Raw genomic sequence first — 21,393 nt, 5'->3', positions numbered from 1 at the left:
AATGTACTTCCAAATACCCTGTGTTTTATTTACTGTGTTGTTATTTATATTTTTATTTATTCTACCATGTATCAAACAGAGAGAGCTGATTGCTCTCCGGCAGATCCCCGAAAAGTCCCAGGTCATTCATCAGGTCAATGACTGTCTTGCTGACCTTGGTCCTCTGGCGGAAATCGTCTCTGCTCAGGTATGGGCCCTGCTCAGAGGCAGCCTCCACGGCCTCGGCCGCCTTGTCACCCATTCCTTCGATACTGGAAAGGGGCGGCATCAGCTTGCCGTCCACGATCTGGAAACGGGAGGCCTTTGCCTTGTAAATGTCAATGGGGACAAACTCAAAGCCCCTGGCGTACATCTCCTGTACAATGCGCATGTCCTTCAGGGTATCCTGCTCCTTCTTGCTCAAAGAGTCCTTCCGTCTCTCGTAATCCTTGATATAGAAATTCAGCTGCTCCTTTCCCTGGCACATGAGCTCATAGGAGAAGGCGTCCGCACGGATCCCAAAGTAGGCCGCATAGTAGGCCAGCGGATAGTTGATCTTGCAGTAGGCGATCCGGTAGGCCATCATGACATAGGCAGCTGCGTGAGCCTTGGGGAACATGTATTTGATCTTCTCGCAGGAGCCGATGTACCAGTCCGGCACACCGTGCTCTGTCATATCCTTCTTAAAGTCCGGCCACTCCTTGCATTTCCCCTTTGCCACGGTTCCCTTTCTGACGCGCTCCATGATGGTAAATGACTCCTCGCTGTCCATCCCCTTGTTGATGAGGTAGGTCATGATGTCGTCTCGGGTACAGATAGCTGTGGAAATGGTGGCCTGACCGCTCAGGATCAGATCCTGGGCATTGTTCAGCCACACGTCCGTCCCGTGGGACAGACCGGAGATACGGATCAGGTCTGAGAGGGTCTGGGGTTTGGTGTCCACCACCATCTGGATAACAAAGTCCGTTCCGAACTCCGGGATACCCAGACAGCCCACCGGGCAGCCCCCGATGTCAGAGGGCTTGATACCCAGAGCCTCGGTACTCTGGAACAGGCTCATCACACCGGGGTCGTCCAGAGGAATTTTTGTGGCATCAAACCGATTGTCCGTCTCATTGTACTCATTATCCATAGCAGGAGAGCTGATGTACTCCTCCAGCGTCTTGATCATGGTGGGATCATCGTGTCCCAGAATATCCAGCTTCAGCAGGTTGTGGTCAATGGAGTGGTAGTCGAAGTGAGTGGTCACGATGTCCGTGCTCATATCATTGGCCGGGTGCTGCACCGGGGTAAAGGAATTGATATCCTCCCCCAGGGGCAGGACAATGATACCTCCCGGGTGCTGGCCGGTGCTCCTGCGAATGCCGGTACAGCCCTGGACGATCCTGTCGATCTCGCAGGTCCGCTTTCTCTGTCCCCGCTCCTCAAAATAATTTTTCACAAATCCGAAGGCCGTCTTGTCCGCCAGGGTTCCGATGGTGCCGGCCCGGTAGGTCTGACCGTCTCCGAAGATGACCTCCGTGTATTTGTGGGCATTGCTCTGATAGTCTCCGGAGAAGTTCAGGTCGATATCCGGCTCCTTGTTTCCCTTAAATCCGAGGAAAGTCTCAAAGGGAATGTCAAATCCGTCTTTTATGAGCATCTCCCCGCACACCGGACACTTCTTGTCCGGCATGTCCATCCCGCAGCCCCCGGCGTACCTGCGCACCTCATCGGAGGTGAAATCGCTGTAGTGACACTTGGGGCAGTAATAGTGAGGACTCAGGGGATTGACCTCCGTAATTCCCGCCATGGTGGCCACAAAGGAGGAGCCAACCGATCCACGGGAGCCTACCAGGTAGCCGTCCTCGTTGGACTTCCACACCAGCTTCTGGGCGATAATGTACATCACGGCAAAGCCGTTGGAGATGATGGAGTTCAGCTCTCTCTCCAGACGCTCCGTCACCACCTCCGGCAGATCCTCCCCGTACATCTCGTGGGCCTTGTTATAGCAGATGTCCCTCAGCATCTGATCCGAGTTGGGGATCACCGGCGGACACTTGTCCGGACGGACAGGAGCAATCTTCTCCACCCAGTCCGCGATCATGTTTGGGTTGTCGATGACCACCTCTTTTGCCTTGGCAGATCCCAGGTATTCAAACTCAGCCAGCATCTCGTCTGTCGACCGCAGATAGAGAGGAGCCTGGTTGTCAGCATCTGAAAAGCCCTTCCCGGCCATGATGATCCGGCGGTAGACCTCATCCTCCGGATCCAGGAAATGGACGTCACAGGTTGCCACCACGGGCTTGTTGAACTTCTCCCCAAGCCGGATGATCTGCCTGTTGATCTCCTTTAAATCCTCCTCCGAGTGAACCTTGGACACTCTGTCGCTGTCGATCATAAAGGCGTTGTTCCCCAGAGGCTGGATCTCCAGGTAATCATAGTAGTCTACAATGCGGGCGATCCGCTCCTCGGACTTGTCGTCCAGAATGGCCTGGTAGAGCTCTCCGGCCTCGCAGGCGCTTCCCAGGATCAGTCCCTCCCTGTACCTGGAAAATTCGCTCTTTGGAATCCTTGGATGCCGGGCAAAATAATCCAGGTGGGACTTGGAGATCAGGGTGTAGAGGTTGGTCCTTCCAATGTCATTCCTGGCCAGGATGATGGCGTGGTAGGAGGGCATCTTCCGGACTGCGTCCGCATTGTTCTTCACGCCGAACCGGTTCAGCTCCTTCAAGGTATAAATGTCCCTCTCGGCCAGCATCTCCACAAATTTTTCAAAGATTTCCGCCGTAGCTCCCGCATCGTCCACCGCCCGGTGATGATTTTCCAGTGAAATGTTCAGGGCCTTTGCCACAATATTCAGCTTGAATCTGGACAGGGTAGGCAGGAGCACTCTGGCCATGGCCACTGTGTCCACAGAGGTAAAATCCGGCTGGATGTCCTCATAGCGGCAGTTCTGCTCGATAAAGCTGACATCAAAGGAGGCGTTGTGGGCCACCAGCACGCCGTCCCCCACAAATTCCAGGAATCTGGGCAGCACCTCCTCAATGGGAGGGGCGTCTAAAACCATGGCGTCCGTGATGCTGGTGAGCTGGGTGATCTTAAAGGGAATGGGGATCTGGGGATTTACAAAGGTGCTGAACCTCTCCGTTATTTTCCCCTTCTCCACCTTCACGGCCCCGATCTCAATAATCTTGTCCTTGATGGGGCTGAAGCCCGTCGTCTCCAGGTCAAAGACGATAAAGGTCCCCTGCAGATCCTGTCCCTTCTCGTTGACCGCCACGTCGGACAGGTCGTCCACCAGATAGGCCTCCACTCCGTAGATGACCTTGAAGGGGTCGTCCTTATCCAGCGTCTCTATGTAGTGGTTGGCGTCTGTAAACGCCTGCACCCCCCCGTGATCCGTGATGGCGATGGCCTTGTGTCCCCAGTCGTGGGCCCTCTTCACAATATCCTTTACCTCGGAGACCCCGTCCATGTCGCTCATCTTTGTGTGGCAGTGGAGCTCCACCCGCTTCTCCGGGGCTGTGTCCTTCCTTGTGACCGTAAAGTCCGGGATTTTCCGGATGCCTGTGACAGAGCCGATGGTCAGCTCACCGTCAAATTTATCGATGGTGGTGACTCCCTTGATCTTCAGGAACGCCCCCATCTTGATGTCCTGGAGTATGTCCGCCAGCTGGTCATTGCGGACAAACATCTTCACCATGATGGTGTCCGTGAAATCCGTCACCGCGTACATGATGATGGTCTTCTCATTGCGGATCTCTCTCGTGTCAAAGCTGATGACCTTGCCCCGGATGGTGATCTCTCCCATCTCGCTGACCACTTCCTTCAGCTCAATAGCCGCATCGTCAAAATCCCGGCCGTAAATGACATTGGGATCGTCGGATTTGCGGTAGGAAGAAAATTCCCGTTTCCGGAAGCCGCCGTTTCCCTTGGAGAAACCGCCCCGGGAGCCACCTCCCGTGAAGCCGCCCTTTGCATCTCTCTTAAGACCGCCGTTTGAGCCGCCTTTTGCGCTGCCCTTTGAGCCGGCTTTGGAGGCAACCCTCTCTCCGGATCCCTCTCCTGTCTTTTTCAGGGAGTCAGGAGCGCCCGCCGTCTCCTCTCCAAAGGCGGCGTCCTCCTCCGCGGATTTTTCCCGCAGAAGCCGCTCCTTCCTGAGGGCCTGGTTTCTCTCCACAATGGCGTCCACTTCCTGCCGCAGCTTCAGGTCATTGTACTTCAGGCTGCTCTCTTTGGGCTTCTCGTAGACCACCCGCACCTCCACAGGCACGTGGAACCGGTCGTTGAACACAGAGGTCAGAAGCTCCACTACAGAGTCTTTTTTCCCCTGCGCTACCACCGTATCCTGGAGAGTCAGGCACATAATGTTGCCGTCCTCAAATGAATAGCGGGATGTCTGAAGCATGTTCCGCTCCACCACGCTTTTTTGCTCCGCCTCCAGGAGAAGGCTGTCGTAGTACTCCCGCATCAGATTTTCCGGCGTGTACTGGGCGGAGAGCTGATAGTCCTCCCGCACCTCGATGCGGACGGGCACTCTGCCGAAAAGCTGCTCCTTGATCATCCTCTCCAGCTCGTAGATCCGCCTCTTCTTGATCAGATGCCGGCTGAAAATGTGCACGCGTATAAAATCCCTTGCGGAGTTGGAGGCCACCTTTGTCACCTCCACCTCCCCAAGGAGCATTTTCATTTCTTCATTTACCTTTAAAGTCGGAAACACTTCAAAAAACAGTTTACTCATTCCAGTGTTCAAGCTCCCATCTCAGTGTGTCCAGCAGTTCTTCTTCCTTTACCTTTTTGACAATCTCACCCTTTTTGATGAGCAGGCCTTCTCCGATGCCGCCGGCAATGCCGATATCGGCCTCCTTCGCCTCGCCTGGGCCGTTGACCACGCAGCCCATGACCGCCACCTTGATGTCGAGGGGAATGTCAGCCACCATCTGCTCCACCTTATTGGCAAGGCCGATGAGGTCGATCTTCGTCCTTCCGCAGGTGGGGCAGGAGACAACCTCAATGCCTCCCTTTCTGAGGCCAAGCGTCCGGAGGATGAGCCTGGCGCTCTTAATCTCCTCCACAGGATCCCCTGTCAGGGAGACCCGGATAGTGTCCCCGATACCCTGACTCAGGATGAGCGCAAGGCCGATGGAGGACTTGATGTTTCCGGACATAAGAGTGCCCGACTCCGTAATGCCCACGTGGAGCGGATAAGGACACTCCCTGGCGATCAGCTCATGGGCCTTCACGCACATCAGCACATCCGAGGACTTGATGCTGACCACCAGGTTGTCGTAGCCCATCCCCTCGATCATATGTACCTTGTCCAGGGCGCTCTCCACAATGCCCTCAGCCGTGACGCCGCCGTATTTTTCCACCAGCTCCTTCTCCAGGGAGCCGCTGTTGACACCCACCCGGATGGGGATCTCTCTCTCCTTCGCCTTCTCCACCACCATCCGGACCCGATCCTCTGAGCCGATATTGCCGGGGTTGATGCGGATCTTATCTGCCCCATTTTCAATGGCTGCGATGGCCAGCCTGTAGTCAAAGTGAATGTCCGCCACAAGGGGAATGTGAATATGCTTCTTGATCTCCCCAAGCGCCAGGGCCGCCTCCTGAGTGGGCACGGCGCAGCGGATGATCTCGCACCCCGCCTTCTCCAGGCGGAGGATCTGGGCCACTGTAGCCTCCACATCCTCTGTCTTCGTGTTGGTCATGGACTGGATGGCAATGGGGTGGCCGCCGCCGATCCACACATCGCCTATTCTGATCTGTTTTGTCTCATTTCGTGTCATAACCGTTCTCCTTCTTTACAAATACTGCTTTTCAAATGTAGCTCTTCTCATCAGAACAGGGCGGGGCTTCCCGCCTCCGCTTACCCGCAGAATAAAAAGGGGCCCTCTCCTTCGCCCCCGGCTCAGCCCCGGACCGTCAAAGAGGAACCCTGTGTCTGTCTGCGCCTGTGCTGCCTACTGCCGCACAAATACCATCTGCTCTCCGTACTCTCTCTCCGTGAGGGTCAGCTGACCCTGATCCACGCTGTAGGAAAAGGTGGTGGTGAGATTCGTGAGGGCCGTGCGCAGGTTCTCTTCCGTGTACTGCCCCCCGGAGCTCTCAGCCTGGCTGGCCAGTGCGCCCGGGATTTCTTTAAAGGTGATGGTCTTTTCGTCCCTGTCAAGGCTGTACTGGAGCTCCACCTCAACTGTCTGTTCTTCCACCACATCCGGCAGCGTGACCGTCATCCTCTCATTGTTCTCTATATCCAGCGCAAGCTCACTGCCCTCGCTCACCCAGTTGCCCTCCAGGGGATTGGACGTGAACATGCGGACAAGGAAGAATACCGCGATGACCACGATCAGAATGGAACTGACCGTGATCACGATCCTCCAGAGTTTACTTCTTTCAGCTTCATTATTTTTTGCGATCAGCATAGATATCGTCCTCTCATATGTCTCCCAGAGGGAGACTTTTTCCTTCTTAATAAATTATAGGTGGTTTTGGGGACAGTGTCAACGACATATCCCCCGCGTCACACCGCGTCATTTTTCGCAACATTTTGTTGAGTATCGGCACTTCACGACCGTCAGCGCCGGCAAACTGGTAAAATATGGTATCAATACAAAGGAGGAGAGAGTCATGTCATTTGCACAGAGACTGAAAACACTGCGTGCAGAGCACAATATGACCCAGAAGGAGCTTGGCCGGCGCATGAACCTTGCCCGCACCACCATCGCAGGCTATGAGACCAAAAGCCGTCAGCCCTCCCATGAGAAGCTGGCTGACATAGCCGACATCTTCGGCGTCTCTGTGGACTATCTCATCGACGGGGACGAGACACTGACTCCTGTCTCCCTGTCCCAGCATGAGCGCATCATAGACGAGAAGTTTTTCCGCCTCTACTCCCAGCTCACTGTAAAATCAAAAGAAAGCGCTCTTGACTACCTCGAGCTTCTAAAGCTCAGAGATGAAAAGCAGGCGCAGGAACGCCCATAGGGGAAAGTTCCTGACGCCTGTATTTATTTCACAAAACGCTCATAAATATACCTGTTTGCCTCCAGCTCCTGGCTGTCGTCCAGGGGCACAAGCTCTCCGGAACCGTATTTTCTCTCCAGGGCCCTGGCGATGAGCCAGTCGCAGACCTGGGGATTTTTCGGAAGAAGAGGGCCGTGCAGATAGGTGCCGATGACGTTTTTGTAGACCACGCCCTCGCATCCGCTGTTCTCCTCATTTCCATATCCGTGGAGCACTTTCCCGAAGGGGGTGTTCTCTCCGATAAACGTCCGGCCGCCGTGATTTTCAAATCCCACCACCGGTGTCTCAAAGAGGTCGCTTTTGAGGACGATATTGCCGATAAGCCGCCCCTCTCCCTGTTCCGTGTACAGGTCCACCAGATCCAGTCCCTCGATCATGCCCTCCTCGGTGCGGTAGTATTTTCCAAGAAGCTGGTAGCCGCCGCACACGGCGATGACCACTCCGTTGTCCTCCACATAGCTCTTGAAATCCTGCTGGATGTCCTTCAGCTTCCGGCAGACGATCATCTGCTCCCTGTCGGAGCCTCCGCCAAGGAGCACGATATCCAGCTTTGAGAAATCAATCTCATCGTTCAGTTCGAACTCGATCGTCTCCGCCTCGATCCCTCTCCAGATACAGCGCTGCATCAGGCAGGCAATGTTTCCCCTGTCTCCGTACAGATTGAGAAGATCCGGGTAGAGGTGGCCGATGGTTATCTTTCTTGTCTCTTTTGTCTCCCTGTTCTCCATACTGCCCGTCCCTCCTTACTTCTGTTCCTCAAGCCTTTTCAGCACATTTCTGGTGCTGAAAAGAGCGGTGTAGTTCACAAGCACATACAGGTTGCCGCAGCCCTTCTCGACACGCTCGCAGATGGCCTTCTCCACGTCCGCCTCCAGCATGGAGGGGATGTCCACATACTTGAGCCGCAGCCGCATATCCTGACACCGGATGCCGCTGACTGTGATGGAGTTCACATTCGCCTCCTTAAACCTGTCGAAATCCACATCCCACAGCCAGGACACATCGATGCCGTCCTGGGCGTTGTCGTTGATGACAATAATGACATCCTTTAGGGTCTCATCCTGCATGACCGCGGAAATATTCTGGTTAAAGCCCGCCGGGTTCTTTGCCAGGTTCAGAGTAATGTCCGTCCCCTTCACCCGGAACCGCTCCATCCTGCCGTTCTCCGGATTAAAGGCCGCCAGCATGTCATTGAAATGGGGAAGCTCCAGTCCCGACGCCCGGGCCGCCGTGTAGGCTGCCAGAATGTTGTAGACATTGTAGAATCCCCGGTAATTGGCCGTGATCCTTCTTCCCTCCACAGTGAAGGCGAGGTGATCTCCCACCTCAATATCAGAAGCGTTGTACTGGATATCCGGCCGCCTGAAATCACACTGTGTACACTGGTAGACCCCAAGCTGGCTGTAGTGATAAAACTCATAATGGAGAGGAGCGCCGCACTTCTTGCAGAAGCGTCCCTCCCTGATCTCGTGGGTACCGCTGTCATCCGTCACCTTCTCGTTGATCCCGTAAGTGATATATGGATTTCCCGCGTCCATGGCGAGGAAGGCGCTCAGAGCGTCATCCCCGTTCACGATGACCTTCATCTCCGGGGCGCTCTGCATCACTTCCTTTAGAATGTTCATGGTGATGTCGATCTCCCCGTACCGGTCCAGCTGGTCCCGGAACAGATTGGTCAGAACCATGTAGTCAGGCTTAAAGTAAGGAAAGACTCTCCTTGTGGACGCCTCGTCTATCTCAATGCAGGCGCAGTCCGCATCCAGCCTGCCGGACCATCCGGCCGCCAGCACGAAAGCCGCTGCCACGCCGTTCAGCATGTTTGAGCCGGTGTGATTGCAGACCACCTTCTTTCCCTCTGCCTCCAGAGCCGCGCAGAGCATGTTGTTGGTAGTCGTCTTCCCATTGGTGCCGCAGACGATAAAGATATCCCCTCTCACCTGGGAGGCCAGCTCTCTCAGTATATCCGGGCAGACGCGAAGGGCGATCTTTCCGGCCCAGGTCACGCCCTGCCTGTGGAAAATGTGTACGCTCGCCGCCTGCGCCGCCTTTGCCGCCCAGACTGCTGCCATTCTTCGTAGCTTCATATGTTTATCCTTTTTTCTGATTTATTCTTTGTATGATATTGAGGCAAAAACCTCAACTACGATGCCTACGGATTGTTCCATGCTGTGCACTCTCACAATCCTACCCACTATGAGCAAGCTCATGTGGGCTTAGACCTTTTGCCCCTGGCATCTTTGTACTATTTTACCTTCTGGCCTGCCACAAGTCAACCGCCATGTCGGATCCTGCCATGTCCAGCCCACATTTATTTGTTATGTTTTTCACAAATTTCTTCTGTTTTTTCCCAAAACTTTGTATCTAATTTATATTTACTATTCTGCCCTCCCGTGTTATGATACAGACATAAACAGATAGATATTTTTTTAACGATAGGCGTCCCAGGTACGCACGCTTTCTGGTTGAACTGCCAGGAACAACCGGAGAGCAAATAAACCTTTTTTTCATACAATAGAATCCTTTAAAACGGAAAAACAGCTCCGGGCTTCCAAGCGCCAGGGGCTGTTTTTCTGTGCTCTATATATGCTCTATATATGCTCTGTCTATTTTCTATGGTTTTCCTATGATCTCATGATCTGTCCTTTTCCATCATTCCCATGAGGATCTTCTCCGGCGTGATGGGCAGCTCCCTGTGCCATACGCCTGTGGCGTTGAAGATAGCGTGGGCGATAGCCGGGGAGGGAGTGTTGATGACGACCTCTCCGATGGACTTGGCGCCAAATGGGCCGGTCTCCTCATAGCTGCTCTCAAATTCCACCCGCAGCCTTCCGATATCCAGACGGCTGGGAATTTTGTACTGCATAAAGGAATTCTCCAGGATCCTTCCCTTTTTGCTGTAGGTGATGTCCTCGTAGAGGGCCATGCCGATCCCCTGGGCCAGGCCGCCCTCGGTCTGGATCCTTGTCAGATTGGGATTCATGGGCGTGCCGCAGTCCACCACGGCCACGTAATCCAGAAGCTCCACAGCCCCTGTCTCCTTGTCCACCTCCAGCTCTGCCATGCCCACCATGAGAGGCGGCGGAGATGTGGGTGAGGAGTGGGTCACTGTGACCTGGACGGGCTCCCGGTTTCCGCACATGGATTTGGTGGCGATATCTTTAAGGAGCACCTCCTTTGTCCCGTCGGCTCTGCGCACCCGGTCAGCGGCAAACTCCACCTCGTCCTTCCCGCACTCCAGCATGCCGGCGGCAATGGCGCAGATGTGGTCCTTCAGCTCCACGGCCGCCTTCTCCACCGCCTTTCCTGTCACGTACATGGTGCTGGATGCGTAGGAGCCGGAGTCGTAGGGCGAGGAGTCCGTGTCCGCCCCGTAGACGATGATATTGTCCAGGTCGCACTCCAGACACTCTGCCGCCACCTGGGCCAGGGTGGTGTCGCACCCAGTTCCCATGTCCGCTGCTCCAATGGAAAGGATGTAGAAGCCCTCGTCATTCAGCTTCAGTGTGGCCGATCCCACGTCCACACCGGAAATGCCGGAGCCCTGCATGGCCATGGCCACTCCCTTGGCCCGGATCTTTCCATTGCCCATGTCCTTTGCCAGAGGCTTCTCGTCCCAGCGGAACATCTCCTTTGCCCTCGCCATACAGCGGTCCAGAGCGCAGGCGTTCATCTTTTCATTGTAGTAAGCCATGGCTGTCTGTCCCTGGCGTACCATATTTTTCTCCCGGATCGCCACCGGATCCATGTGGAGCCTGTCCGCCAGCTCGCTGACAATGCTCTCCACCGCAAAAATACCCTGTGTGGCCCCGTAGCCCCTGTAGGCTCCGGCTGCCTGCACATTGGTATACACCACGTCATAGTTGAACCGGTAGGCTTCCATATTGCCGTTATAGAGGGGAATGGACTTGTGTCCGCTCAGTCCCACTGTTGTAGGGCCGTGCTCCCCGTAGGCCCCTGTGTTAGACAGGGTGTACACATCCAGGGCCCGGATGGTGCCGTCCTTCATGGCTCCCACCTTCACCCTGACCTCCATCTCATGGCGGGGCGAACCGGCAGTCTGGCTCTCCTGCCTGGTGTAGATCAGCTTGGCCGCCTTTCCTGTCTTCCATGTGACAAAGGCCGGAAAGACTTCTGTCACGCAGGTCTGCTTCGCCCCAAATCCGCCGCCGATACGGGGCTTTGTCACCCGCACCTTTGACTTGGGGATATCCAGGGCATTGGCCACGATCCTGCGGACGTGGAAGATGATCTGGGTGGAGCTGATAATGTGCAGCCTCCCGTAAGGATCCATGCAGGTGTAGGTCCGGAATGTCTCCATCATAGCCTGGCTGTCCGGCTTTGTGTGGTAGGTGTGCTCCAGCACAATGTCGCAGTCCTCCATGACCGCGTCCACATCTCCCTTGCTGTCCTTTGCGGAGGCGCACAGGTTCCTCTTGTTGTCCGCTCCCACAGGGCAGAGAGCCCTCCAGTTTTCCTCCGGATGAACAAGGATCTTGTTGTCCTTGGCCGTGTGGATATCCAGCACCGGCTCCAGCACTTCGTACTTGACCTTGATGAGCTTCAATGCCTTGTCCACGGCCTTCTCATTTTCCCCAGCCACGATAGCCACAGCGTCCCCCACAAAGCGGAGCCTCTGGTCCAGGATCAGCCTGTCGTAGGGGCTGGCCTCGGGGTAGGTCTGGCCAGCCATGGTAAAGCGCTTGTCAGGCACATCCCTGTAGGTGTAAATGGCCTCAATGCCGGGCACCTTCATGGCAATATCCGTGTTGATCTCCTGCACGAGGGCGTGGGCGTGAGGGCTGTGGAGCACCTTCACCACAAGACAGTCTGAGGGCGTAATGTCATCCATGTACACCGGCTTCCCTGTCACAAGGGCCATGGCGTCCTTCTTTCTCACGGAACGATTCACATATCTGTAGCTGCTTCCTGGTATCTGATCCGGCATTAGGCTTCCCCTCCCTTCGACTGGCTTTTTTTATAGTTGATGTAGGCCCGTATCCCCCGCAGCTGTCCCTCATATCCGGAACAGCGGCACAGATTTCCGGCCAGGTATTCCTTGATCTCCTCGTCCGTCGGGTCCTGGTTTTCACGGAACATGGCAATGCCGTTCATCATCAGCCCCGGGTTGCAGAAGCCGCACTGCTCCGCCCCCTCATCCGCGATAAAGGCGCCAAAGCCCTCCGCCTCCTCCTGAAGCCCTTCCAGGGTGGTCACCTTATGTCCGTCCGCCCTGGCAGCCAGAAGGCTGCAGGACAGCACCGGCCTGTCATCCACAAACACCGTGCACAGACCGCAGTTGGAGGTCTCGCAGCCCCGCTTCACACTGTAGCACCCCTGGCTGCGCAGGAAGTCGATGAGGAGCATGTCCGGGGCAATGTCCGCGGTTACTTTCTTTTCATTTAAAAGGATCTGTATCTGCATCAGTTTCTCCCCTCCTGTTCACTTTCATCCATCTGCGCAATCTGAAGAAGAGCCCGCTTTGCCAGTACCCCTGCAATAATCTTCCGGTACTGGGCGCTCCCCCGCAGATTGCTTCCCGTCTCCACAGTCTCTGACACGTAGGCTCCAAAGGCCTCCGCGCTCTCCCCCGTGATGCCGTCTGCCAGGAGCCCTCTCTCGTCCCGGAGACAGACTGCCTTCATGGGCCTTGCGCCGATGACGCAGCGGACCTCCTCCTCTGTCTGCACCACGCAGCAGGCCAGGGCCGGGAAATCTGTCTTTGTGTTCCTCTGGGAGAGATAGGCTGCCCGCATGGGCTTTTTGGGAACGATCACATAAGTCAGGATGTCATTGTCATAGGGAAGGTACGCAAACTCTTCCACAGACAGCCGGCCTCTCTTATAGAGCTCCACTTCTGCCCCCGCTGCCATCAGAAAGGTCAGCACGTCGGAAAACCCGTATCTTCCGAACACGCTGCCTCCCACAGTGGCCATGTTCCGGAACTGGACGCCCACAATGTGGCGCACGCTCTCCCGGGCCGCCCCCTGGGTCAGGGCGTTCAGGCCCTGGTGGAGCTCCACCTGGCGCAGCGTCACCATAGCGCCGATACGGAGCTCGCTCTCCGTCTCCTCGATGTTGTCCAGCCCCAGGCCGGACAGGTCAATGGCTGTCCCCACGTTTCTCTTTTGCATCTTCAGCCAGAGCATGCCTCCCAGGACCACATTGCTCCTCTTCTGGTTCAGCTCATAGGCCTCCTCCAGGCTGGACGCCTTCACATACTGATTGATCGTAAGCACGTCTTCTCTCCTTTTCTCTGTAAAATCCTCTTTATTATCCAGGTAAATTCCGTCGTATCTCTGTAAAGCCGATATATTATAGCATATTTTTCCCCTGTGCGAAAGAGGGAGAGACCTCTTTTACAGTCTCTCCCTGTCTTTCTCCAGGATATGCCACAGGAGCGCCTCGCAGCCCTCCTTTATGTCATTGTAAGTCACGTCAAAATTCCCGGTGTACCAGGGGTCCGCGATGTCCCTTGGCCTGTCCGAGAAATCCAGGAGCCGGTATACCTTATGGTCCGGGTCCGAACCGATGATCCGGTTCATATTCCGGATGTTCCGGCTCTCCATTCCGATCAGATAATCGTAGTTCTCATAGTCTTTCTTTGTCATCTGCACGGCGTACTTCCCTTTGGTGCTGATGCCAAGCTCCCGCAGCTTCCGGGTCGTCCCCGGATAGACCGGATTGCCGATCTCCTCCCGGCTGGTGGCCGCTGAGGCTATATAGAACCGGTCTCCCAGCCCTTGTTTCTGTACCATGTCCCGGAAGACGAACTCCGCCATGGGGGAGCGGCAGATATTGCCGTGGCATACGAATAGTATTTTTATCATATCTCTTATATTCCTTCAAAAGCCTTCAAACCTTGATATTACAGGCTTTCCGGCACTTTTTTCAACTCTTGTGTTTTGCCCCAAACCTACGCTATTCTTCGTAAATCTACGCAGTTTCACGGGCAAATGGCAACTGAAAATATCACCAAATTCCTTTAACCGATATTTCCTCTCTTTTTTCTTCAACTTTATTTATCAATTCTTTTAATTCATTCAATAACTGTTTGTGTGTTCCATCAGGATTGTCATATGTTAAAAGTTCTAGATTCCTATTATGCAACATGCTTAGCTCTATCTCTTTAGAATATGTATCTTTTGCCGCAACAAAATAATGCGGCAAGCATCCAGGATACAAAAAATTCATATTCTCTAATATCAATTGAATATCCGGATCACTTATCCCACACCCCAGAAATATAAAAGTATGTGTAAGCATCAATGCATCTAACATACGATAAAATGATGCATACTTACAACGCGCTTCACTATATTGCCTATGAGTAAAAATTATTTTTGATACGTCATCAACATATCCATGTACTCTGATAATAAGAAAATCATCAGTTCTCAAATATTTTGCAATATCATCTTCATAATACGATTTTACTACCACGGTAGAACGCGATTCATTCATAGCATATTGCTCATAAATTTTATCGATATTAGGCGTTAATACTAATCTTGAGTCGAGTCTATAAACAGCTTCATGAATGTCACTTGGTTTATATCCGGGACGTCTAAACTCATTCGCTGCCAATTCTCCAAAATCATTATCACCTAACGTTTCAACAATAATCTCACAGGCAGTCAAATAGTCTTTTAGCTTTAGCATTTGCTCGATAACATCTTTTTGTCCTGCTAACTTAGCAGATCTTTTTGCCAATATATCTCTTAAAAAAGCTTCCCATGTTAACGGATGCTTTCCTGCATCATTACAAGAGTTTGCTGAGATTCCTGAACCTAAAAACAAAACACTCTTTCTTCTTGCAATGGCTTCTATTAAATATTCCGGCCAATCTATCATTTTAGTATCTCCATATTTCTTAATGTTTGATTCACAATCTCTTTCATTAGTTTTTCATAATCTTTCACTTTTTGATAGTGAGCACCTACTACACCATCACCATTTGTCAAATCAAATATTGGTTTATGTGCTGTCTGAGACATAGGTACTAAACTATAAAAATTGGGTATAGAGCCTATTTTATATTCAATATCACTTCTTTCATCTCCGTTTATTGGCAAAATAATTTTCTCCTGTATTTCATCTGGTATTTTTTTTAAAATTGTTTCGTATGCTTTTACTGCTCTTTTCGTTTCTCCTACAGTTTTCATAATATACTGTTGTTCCACATATCCTAAAAATCTAATATCACAAGCATTTTTCAAACTTTCTATACTTTTTCTTTTTGAGTCTTCCATCCCATCAATCCCTTTATTAAAAGCTTTACTCCAATTAAGAATTGATGTTCCTATGTTCTCTAACGCCAATAAACTGAAAACGTCTGTTGACATCGGTGTGATAAAATAATCTGATGCTAACAAAATCGATCTATTAATAGCCCCTAATGATGGTCCCATATCAAACAACACATAATCATATTTTGAACACAATGTCAAAAAATGAATAAAAAGCATGGTGGACTTAATACCTCTTAAATCGCTCGATTTTACATCTTTCCACTCGCTGGCCAAAAAATCTTCACATGATGCAAATTTAGGATTTCCAGGAATTAAATCAAATCCGAAATGTGTGGATCTTATTGCATCAAATTGAGTAATATAGCCATTCCCATCTTCTAAGGGAGGAATTATATCTGCAATCGTAAATTCTGTAGGCTCGTAGTATACATTAATAAACTGTTCTTCATCCAATACATACGTTGTTGTATTGCATTGTGGATCTGCGTCTATTACCAATACTTTTTCCCCTAATCGTTTTTGCAAATAAGACGCAAGATTGCATAATAAAGTAGTTTTTCCAACACCGCCCTTATTATTAAATATAGCTATTGCGTTCATCATTTTCTCCTCTCCTGTAATCTATTTACTCTTCACTTTCCATCAACTTTTTCATTTCCTCTTTACTGGACAACACAATGAGATATTTACTTGCAAATATATGATTACTATCTTCCGACAAACTCATCTCAACAACAGCCTCATTCTTATTTTTTGCACAACAGGATTCCTATTGTCAGATTTTTATCCTCTAATTCTACCTTTCTGTCATAATAATGCACATACATCTGCCCTATATTCTGATTCTTTAATTGACCAATCTTTAGCTCAAAGAATATAAAGCAACGCGACTGATCAAAAAACTAAATTCCACTTTATAGTGTTTATCTTCAAAAGTGAATCTTACCTGCCGTCCAGCAAAGGTAAATCCTCGCCCTAGTCCCAACAAAAACTCTTGCAAATAGTCAATTATCTGTCCTTCTATTGATAATCGCTCTATCCTCTCTTTATCTCCGCTTAACACTAGCCGCTCATAAAATGCACTGTAATACTGTCTTCCCAGTTCCTTTACACCCTATCTGTTACGAATTGCCTCAATTTCGCAAAAATACCGTTCGTCTATACTAAGAATACGTATAAGTAATACATAATGCGAAAAATTTTCTCCCCTTCTCTTGTTGCAGGCAGATTTTCAAATTAAGTAGACACTTTCTGCCCAATCGGATCTTGAGAATATACCACATAGAATCTGTATATCAACTTCAGGTTTTCTACAGACTTTCAAAATTCTATGATAAGCTGAAAACGCTTTTTATTGTCACATCAAGGCACTTCCCCAAATGATGTGATCATGGTATAGTAAGTGCCTTTTCACGACATGAATCCATTGATTTTACTGACTTTCCAAGAATTTTTAAGGATACTGCCGTGGTAGATAAAAAGAATTTTAATGATGTTCGTATTTCTGCTTATATGCAAATGTTTCTTCTTCATCACAATTATTACTTTATCGCATACTTAGTACCTCTTCCCCTTCCTTCAATTTTCACGACGCCTTTTTTACCCATTTGTTTCAGTAACTGTGTTGTCTTTGATTTTCCAAACTCCACATAAGGAGCTATTTCGCTAATTGATTTCAACATTGTCCGACTTAAAAGCTTATATATTTTTCTTTCATCTTCCGTTAAATCCAGGTTTTGCTCAAAGACCGGAAGTACGATTTTAATCGTATTTTCTGACACTTCAAAGTCCGGTTGTTTTAGTCCTTCTTCATAGAGTTGTTTTATTCGTGTAATTCCTGTACCGAATATTTCAACAAACCCCAGCCTGTAAAATACATTTGCAAGATTTCTATTTCTTAGGACTGAAAGTTTTCCTGATAAATACTCATCTTCTGCTATTCCGGATGGCAGTCCTCCCGGAGAAATGATTTCTATCCTGTCATCAAGCATGGAAACTTTTATTTGTGACTCCACATCCCATACTCTATGGATCAATGCATTCGCAATTGCTTCTCTAAACGCTGCCTCCGGTATTTTTTCTACCTTTTTCCTATCGGCACCTTGTATTTCTTCGTATTGATAATAATCTTTGAATACCTCCAATGCTTTTTCATATACTGCCAAAATGGATATATGATCAAATGTTGCTCTCTTATGGATCACACTGATGTTTTCACCGAATTTCACAATATCAATTCCCGGAAAATGATTTTTATCAGCCAAAATACCAGCTGCATTATTATATCCAGTGGCGCTGTTATATAAATTCAGCGTTTTCAAGGTATCTTGATTAAAAGTTTCAATCTGAATATATTCTTTTAATTTTTCGCATAAAATATCAAACGTCAGTTCTTGATCTTCACAGGGCAATTCTTCAAATCTAATATTTTTCCCTTCTAAAATCAGTCTTGACAACTCCAGTGTGTCAACCTCTATTGTTGCAGTATCATTTCGTTTGTAGGCTTTTGATTTATATAAATATGGCTTATGACTCCCACTTTTTACAGTCAATTTTATCGTTCTATCATTATTCTGCAATTCCAATGTGTAATCGGGCTGCGGAGTAATGCTGTCATTAACTTTGTTTTCAATGTCCAGGCACGCTTGTTTTACATCCGGCAATCCTTTGATATTGCCGTTGTCATCAATACCAAAATAGATTTCTCCACCTTCGTAATTCGAAAAGGCACTTACTGTTTTTAAAAATGTATTTGTAATCTTTTCCTTGAACTCCGTTGTTCTCGTTTCACGCATACACAGCGCTTCCTTTCCAATCTTACTATTTATATTATAGCCAAAAGCGCGCAGAAAATCAATCGTATTTTTTTATGATTGTTTTTCTGATTGTTAGGAGATAACACTCCACATCTTATCATATATTCCTTTCAACGTATATTCCCCCAGAATATGCCCGTCCTTTTCCCGATAAACTCATTGAGATAAAATTCAAAAGTCAGATTTAACAAGTTATCCAACGTCAAAATATACAACTCATAATTTTGCTCACGTAATAATATACCCTTTTATCGGAACAACAGCAACGTTATCGTGATAATATGATTGTCCCTTTTCGTATGATCCAATATCAGCAGTCCAGAGTTGAAAGCACGAAAATCCTATTGACATACATGCAACATGCATGATACGATATACATACACAATGCATGTAAGGAGGTGGGCTCTTGCCGCGAAACAAATATCCGGAGGAAACAGTCCAGAAAATCCTAGACGCTTCTTTAAAATTATTTTTGGAAAAAGGGTACGAGGAAACAACCGTATTAGACATCATCGGTGAAATGGGCGGCCTGACAAGAGGGGCCTTTTACCATCATTTCAAGTCAAAGGAAGAAGTGTTTGACGCTTTATGTGAAAAGCTTTTTAATGAGAGCAATCCCTTTGAAAGGGCCAAAGAGCACACAGAGCTGAATGGCCTGGAAAAGCTGAAATTTGTTCTGAAAACGTCCTTTGATGACACCGAACACCATCAGCTGAGCATGGCCTCCATGCAGCTTATGGGAAGTCCGGCCTTTCTGAAGAAGCTGGTGGAAAGCAATCAGGAGCTGGCGCCCATGTACCAGGAGCTGATAGAGGAAGGGATACAGGATGGCTCCATAAAGACAGAGCACGCAAAATTGCTGGCAGAGCTGTTTGTCCTTTTAACAAATTTCTGGTCCATCCCCACCATATATCCAATGACACCGGAGGAGACATGGGAAAAATTTTTAATGATCAAAAACATCATGGACAAGCTGGGACTTCCGGTGATTGACGATGAAATCGTTGAGCTGTGCAGACAGCATGCATAGGAAAATAAGATTGCCTTTTGGCAGTTTTATTTTTACCTATATACATACATGCTACATGTATAAATAAAGGAGGAATTTATGAGACCTTATATAAAACAAAATAAAATTTTATTTGCATTGACACTTTTCACAAGCGTGATCGCCTCTTTAGGGTATGTTTTCATGGCTGTCCTTCTCCAGCAGCTGCTTGATATAGCTGTTGAAAGAGATATCCGGCAGTTTCTGCAGATTGTTGTATTTTCCATTGCCTATTTTGCGCTGCTGGGGATGTTTCTCTATCTCCAGTCTCTGCTCAGCAAAAAGGTGGTTTGCCGGATCATTTACCAGATCCGCTCAGATATGTTCCGGGGAACGATGGCTCGGAATATGGAAGATTTTTACAGGAAAAATACCGCGGATTACATTTCTGTCATGACAAATGATGTGAAAATGCTGGAGGAGAATTTTCTGCTGCCTCTTTTCGAGGTCGTGCAGTACACGGTCATATTCATCTCCTCCTTTGTGCTGATGATCTGCTTTGACCTCATTGTCACAATTTTTGTAACCATGGCAATTGCAGTCATGTTCCTCGTTCCAGGTCTGCTTGGCAGGTCGCTGGAGATAAGGCAGAACAGCTTTTCCTCCAAGCTGGCAGCCTTCACAGTCAGCCTGAAAGACATTCTGTCCGGATTTGAGGTCATAAAGTCCTATTCCATGAAAGAGTACGCCGCGCAGAGATTTGACAGAGAAAATAAAGAGACAGCCCGGTCTAAATACAGCGTTGACAGGCTGCTCGCGCTAAACGAAGGGGTGTCCGCATTTCTCTCCCTTATGGTTCAGATCGTAGTCTTTTTTCTATCCGCGTATTTTATCATTACCGGACGCATAACTGTGGGAACCCTGTTAGGCATGGTACAGGTGAGCAGCAATCTGGCCAACCCTCTTGTCATGATATTTACGAACATTCCCAAGATGAAAAGCATGCAGCCGATCATCGAAAAGCTGAAAGAGACAGCAAATTTCCCTGCGGCTCTGTCCAGGAAAGGAGTCCCGGCCTCCTGTCAGAACTGCATATACGCAAACGAGCTTTCCTTTTCTTACGACGGTCAGAAGGAGGTCTTATCCGGTGTGAACTGTACCATTGAAAGAGGAAAGAAATATGTCCTTGTCGGGAAGAGCGGCTGCGGAAAGAGTACACTTATCAAGCTTTTGTCCGGCTGCTACTCCACATACAGAGGGGAAATCCTGTATGACAATACGGAGCTTCACAGGACAGACCCGGATACGGTGGCACAGCTGTCATCGACGATCCATCAGAATATTTACATGTTTGACGAGTCCATATACGATAACATCTGCTTGCATGAGGACTATCCCGGGGAAATGATCAAAAAAGCCACGGATGAGAGCGGACTGACCGAATTCCTGTCAGGGCTTCCGGAGGGCCTGCAGTATCAGGTCGGAGAAAACGGTTCAAACCTCTCCGGCGGGCAGAAGCAGCGGATCGCAGTCGCCCGCGCCCTGATCAGGAGCAAGCCCATCCTCATATTAGATGAGGGTACTTCCGCCATTGACAGGCAGACAGCGTATGATATTGAAAACAGATTGTTAAAGCTGCAGGATCTGACTCTCATCACAGTCACTCACCATCTGGATGAGGACCTGCTGAAAAAGTATGACAAAATCCTTTATATGGAAAACGGGTGCATTAAAGAAGAGGGCGCTTTTGAGTCTCTCATCAGCGTCCCCTCCCGTTTTGCAGCATATTTTCAGTTAAAGAAATAACTTAGAATACATACCTGCGCACTGCGCAGTTTTCCACACCAAAGGCAGCGTACTCCGCATTTGTCATATCAAAAAAATAGGACTGGATCACTCTGGAAATCCCGTTGTGTGCCACCAGGATATAGGTCTTTTCCTCTGCCTCTGCCTTAATCTCGTCCAGCAGGTCATAGACTCTCTGGGCCAGCTGCAGCATGGACTCCCCGCCGTCATAGCGGCAGCAGAAGTCCTCCTTTGCCTTCTGAAACTGGGCTCCGCGGCGGGATGTGCCTTCCCACTTTCCAAAATTCTGTTCTCTCAGACGGGGCTCCATCCGTCTGGGTATCCCGGTGATCTCCGAGATATGGCGGGCCGTCTCCGCCGCCCGGACAAGAGGGGAGTAGAGGATTTCATCGGCCTGTATCCCCTCTGCCAGTATCTTCTCTCCAGTCTCAATGGCCTGCCGATGCCCCAGCTCTGTCAGCTCAATATCCGTGGCACCGCAGATCTTGTTCTCCACATTCCACACTGTCTGCCCGTGGCGGACAAAATATACACATCCCATCCTGT

16 protein-coding genes and 1 pseudogene are annotated in these 21,393 nt (G+C 49.7%); 3 read left to right on the top strand and 14 right to left on the bottom strand.

Annotated features, from left to right (window positions below):
* Positions 1-61: 61 nt before the first annotated feature.
* The 3 genes from H7U36_RS12780 to H7U36_RS12770 all read right to left on the bottom strand — a co-directional run bounded on the left by H7U36_RS12780 (position 62) and on the right by H7U36_RS12770 (position 6,386).
* Positions 62-4,702 (bottom strand): PolC-type DNA polymerase III, encoded by a 4,641-nt coding sequence (locus H7U36_RS12780; protein ID WP_205156277.1) that lies wholly within the window; start codon positions 4,700-4,702, stop codon positions 62-64.
* Positions 4,695-5,750, bottom strand: coding sequence for a flavodoxin-dependent (E)-4-hydroxy-3-methylbut-2-enyl-diphosphate synthase (ispG, locus tag H7U36_RS12775; RefSeq protein WP_033126553.1), 1,056 nt, complete (start codon positions 5,748-5,750; stop codon positions 4,695-4,697). Before ispG ends, H7U36_RS12780 begins: the two co-directional genes overlap by 8 nt.
* A 174-nt stretch (positions 5,751-5,924) precedes the next feature.
* Entirely contained in the window at positions 5,925-6,386 is a 462-nt protein-coding gene (locus H7U36_RS12770) for a hypothetical protein (protein WP_033126554.1), read from the bottom strand.
* 205 nt (positions 6,387-6,591) lie between these two features.
* On the opposite strand from H7U36_RS12770, the gene H7U36_RS12765 reads away from it, so the two are divergent.
* Positions 6,592-6,948: a helix-turn-helix domain-containing protein gene (locus H7U36_RS12765; RefSeq protein WP_033126555.1), complete on the top strand. Its 357-nt coding sequence runs from the start codon at positions 6,592-6,594 to the stop codon at positions 6,946-6,948.
* A gap of 23 nt (positions 6,949-6,971) precedes the next feature.
* Here H7U36_RS12765 and H7U36_RS12760 read toward each other — a convergent pair whose 3' ends face one another.
* The 10 genes and pseudogenes from H7U36_RS12760 to H7U36_RS12715 form a co-directional block, all read right to left on the bottom strand.
* Positions 6,972-7,715 carry a type 1 glutamine amidotransferase gene (locus tag H7U36_RS12760; protein WP_033126556.1) on the bottom strand — a complete coding sequence of 248 codons (744 nt, stop codon included), beginning with the start codon at positions 7,713-7,715 and terminating at the stop codon, positions 6,972-6,974.
* Positions 7,716-7,730: 15 nt separating this feature from the next.
* Positions 7,731-9,071 carry a MurT ligase domain-containing protein gene (locus H7U36_RS12755; RefSeq protein ID WP_033126557.1) on the bottom strand — a complete coding sequence of 447 codons (1,341 nt, stop codon included), beginning with the start codon at positions 9,069-9,071 and terminating at the stop codon, positions 7,731-7,733.
* A 545-nt stretch (positions 9,072-9,616) separates the two neighbouring features.
* On the bottom strand, positions 9,617-11,932 hold the full coding sequence (locus tag H7U36_RS12750; RefSeq protein WP_033126558.1) for a xanthine dehydrogenase family protein molybdopterin-binding subunit: 2,316 nt from the start codon (positions 11,930-11,932) through the stop codon (positions 9,617-9,619).
* A complete protein-coding gene (locus tag H7U36_RS12745; RefSeq protein ID WP_033126559.1) occupies positions 11,932-12,408 on the bottom strand; it encodes a (2Fe-2S)-binding protein in 477 nt (158 codons plus the stop codon). Before H7U36_RS12745 ends, H7U36_RS12750 begins: the two co-directional genes overlap by 1 nt.
* On the bottom strand, positions 12,408-13,223 hold the full coding sequence (locus H7U36_RS12740; RefSeq protein WP_205156276.1) for an FAD binding domain-containing protein: 816 nt from the start codon (positions 13,221-13,223) through the stop codon (positions 12,408-12,410). The genes H7U36_RS12745 and H7U36_RS12740 overlap by 1 nt, the downstream gene beginning before the upstream one ends.
* Positions 13,224-13,343: 120 nt before the next feature.
* Positions 13,344-13,814, bottom strand: coding sequence for a low molecular weight protein-tyrosine-phosphatase (locus tag H7U36_RS12735; RefSeq protein WP_205156275.1), 471 nt, complete (start codon positions 13,812-13,814; stop codon positions 13,344-13,346).
* A gap of 142 nt (positions 13,815-13,956) precedes the next feature.
* Positions 13,957-14,838, bottom strand: coding sequence for an SIR2 family protein (locus tag H7U36_RS12730; RefSeq protein ID WP_205156274.1), 882 nt, complete (start codon positions 14,836-14,838; stop codon positions 13,957-13,959).
* Complete coding sequence (locus H7U36_RS12725) at positions 14,835-15,839, bottom strand: ParA family protein (RefSeq protein ID WP_205156273.1); 1,005 nt, start codon at positions 15,837-15,839, stop codon at positions 14,835-14,837. The genes H7U36_RS12730 and H7U36_RS12725 overlap by 4 nt, the downstream gene beginning before the upstream one ends.
* Positions 15,840-15,982: 143 nt before the next feature.
* Positions 15,983-16,299 (bottom strand): annotated as a pseudogene (locus H7U36_RS15525) (PDDEXK nuclease domain-containing protein).
* Between the two features lie 478 nt (positions 16,300-16,777).
* The gene (locus H7U36_RS12715; protein ID WP_205156272.1) at positions 16,778-18,031 is read right to left on the bottom strand and encodes an RNA-binding domain-containing protein; all 1,254 of its coding nucleotides are present in this window, start codon (positions 18,029-18,031) and stop codon (positions 16,778-16,780) included.
* 428 nt (positions 18,032-18,459) lie between these two features.
* Between H7U36_RS12715 and H7U36_RS12710 the strand changes: the two genes are divergently transcribed.
* Both H7U36_RS12710 and H7U36_RS12705 read left to right on the top strand, forming a co-directional pair.
* Positions 18,460-19,083, top strand: coding sequence for a TetR/AcrR family transcriptional regulator (locus H7U36_RS12710; RefSeq protein WP_087174912.1), 624 nt, complete (start codon positions 18,460-18,462; stop codon positions 19,081-19,083).
* 117 nt (positions 19,084-19,200) lie between these two features.
* A complete protein-coding gene (locus H7U36_RS12705; protein WP_243426764.1) occupies positions 19,201-20,847 on the top strand; it encodes an ABC transporter ATP-binding protein in 1,647 nt (548 codons plus the stop codon).
* A gap of 1 nt (position 20,848) precedes the next feature.
* On the opposite strand, the gene H7U36_RS12700 is transcribed toward H7U36_RS12705, so the two are convergent.
* Positions 20,849-21,388, bottom strand: a complete 540-nt coding sequence (locus H7U36_RS12700; RefSeq protein ID WP_205156270.1) for a histidine phosphatase family protein — start codon at positions 21,386-21,388, stop codon at positions 20,849-20,851.
* Between the last annotated feature and the right edge of the window lie 5 nt (positions 21,389-21,393).

This window comes from Faecalicatena fissicatena, from assembly GCF_016900595.1.
Taxonomy (GTDB): domain Bacteria; phylum Bacillota; class Clostridia; order Lachnospirales; family Lachnospiraceae; genus Claveliimonas; species Claveliimonas intestinigallinarum.
This window is presented reverse-complemented; position numbering and strand designations above follow the sequence as displayed.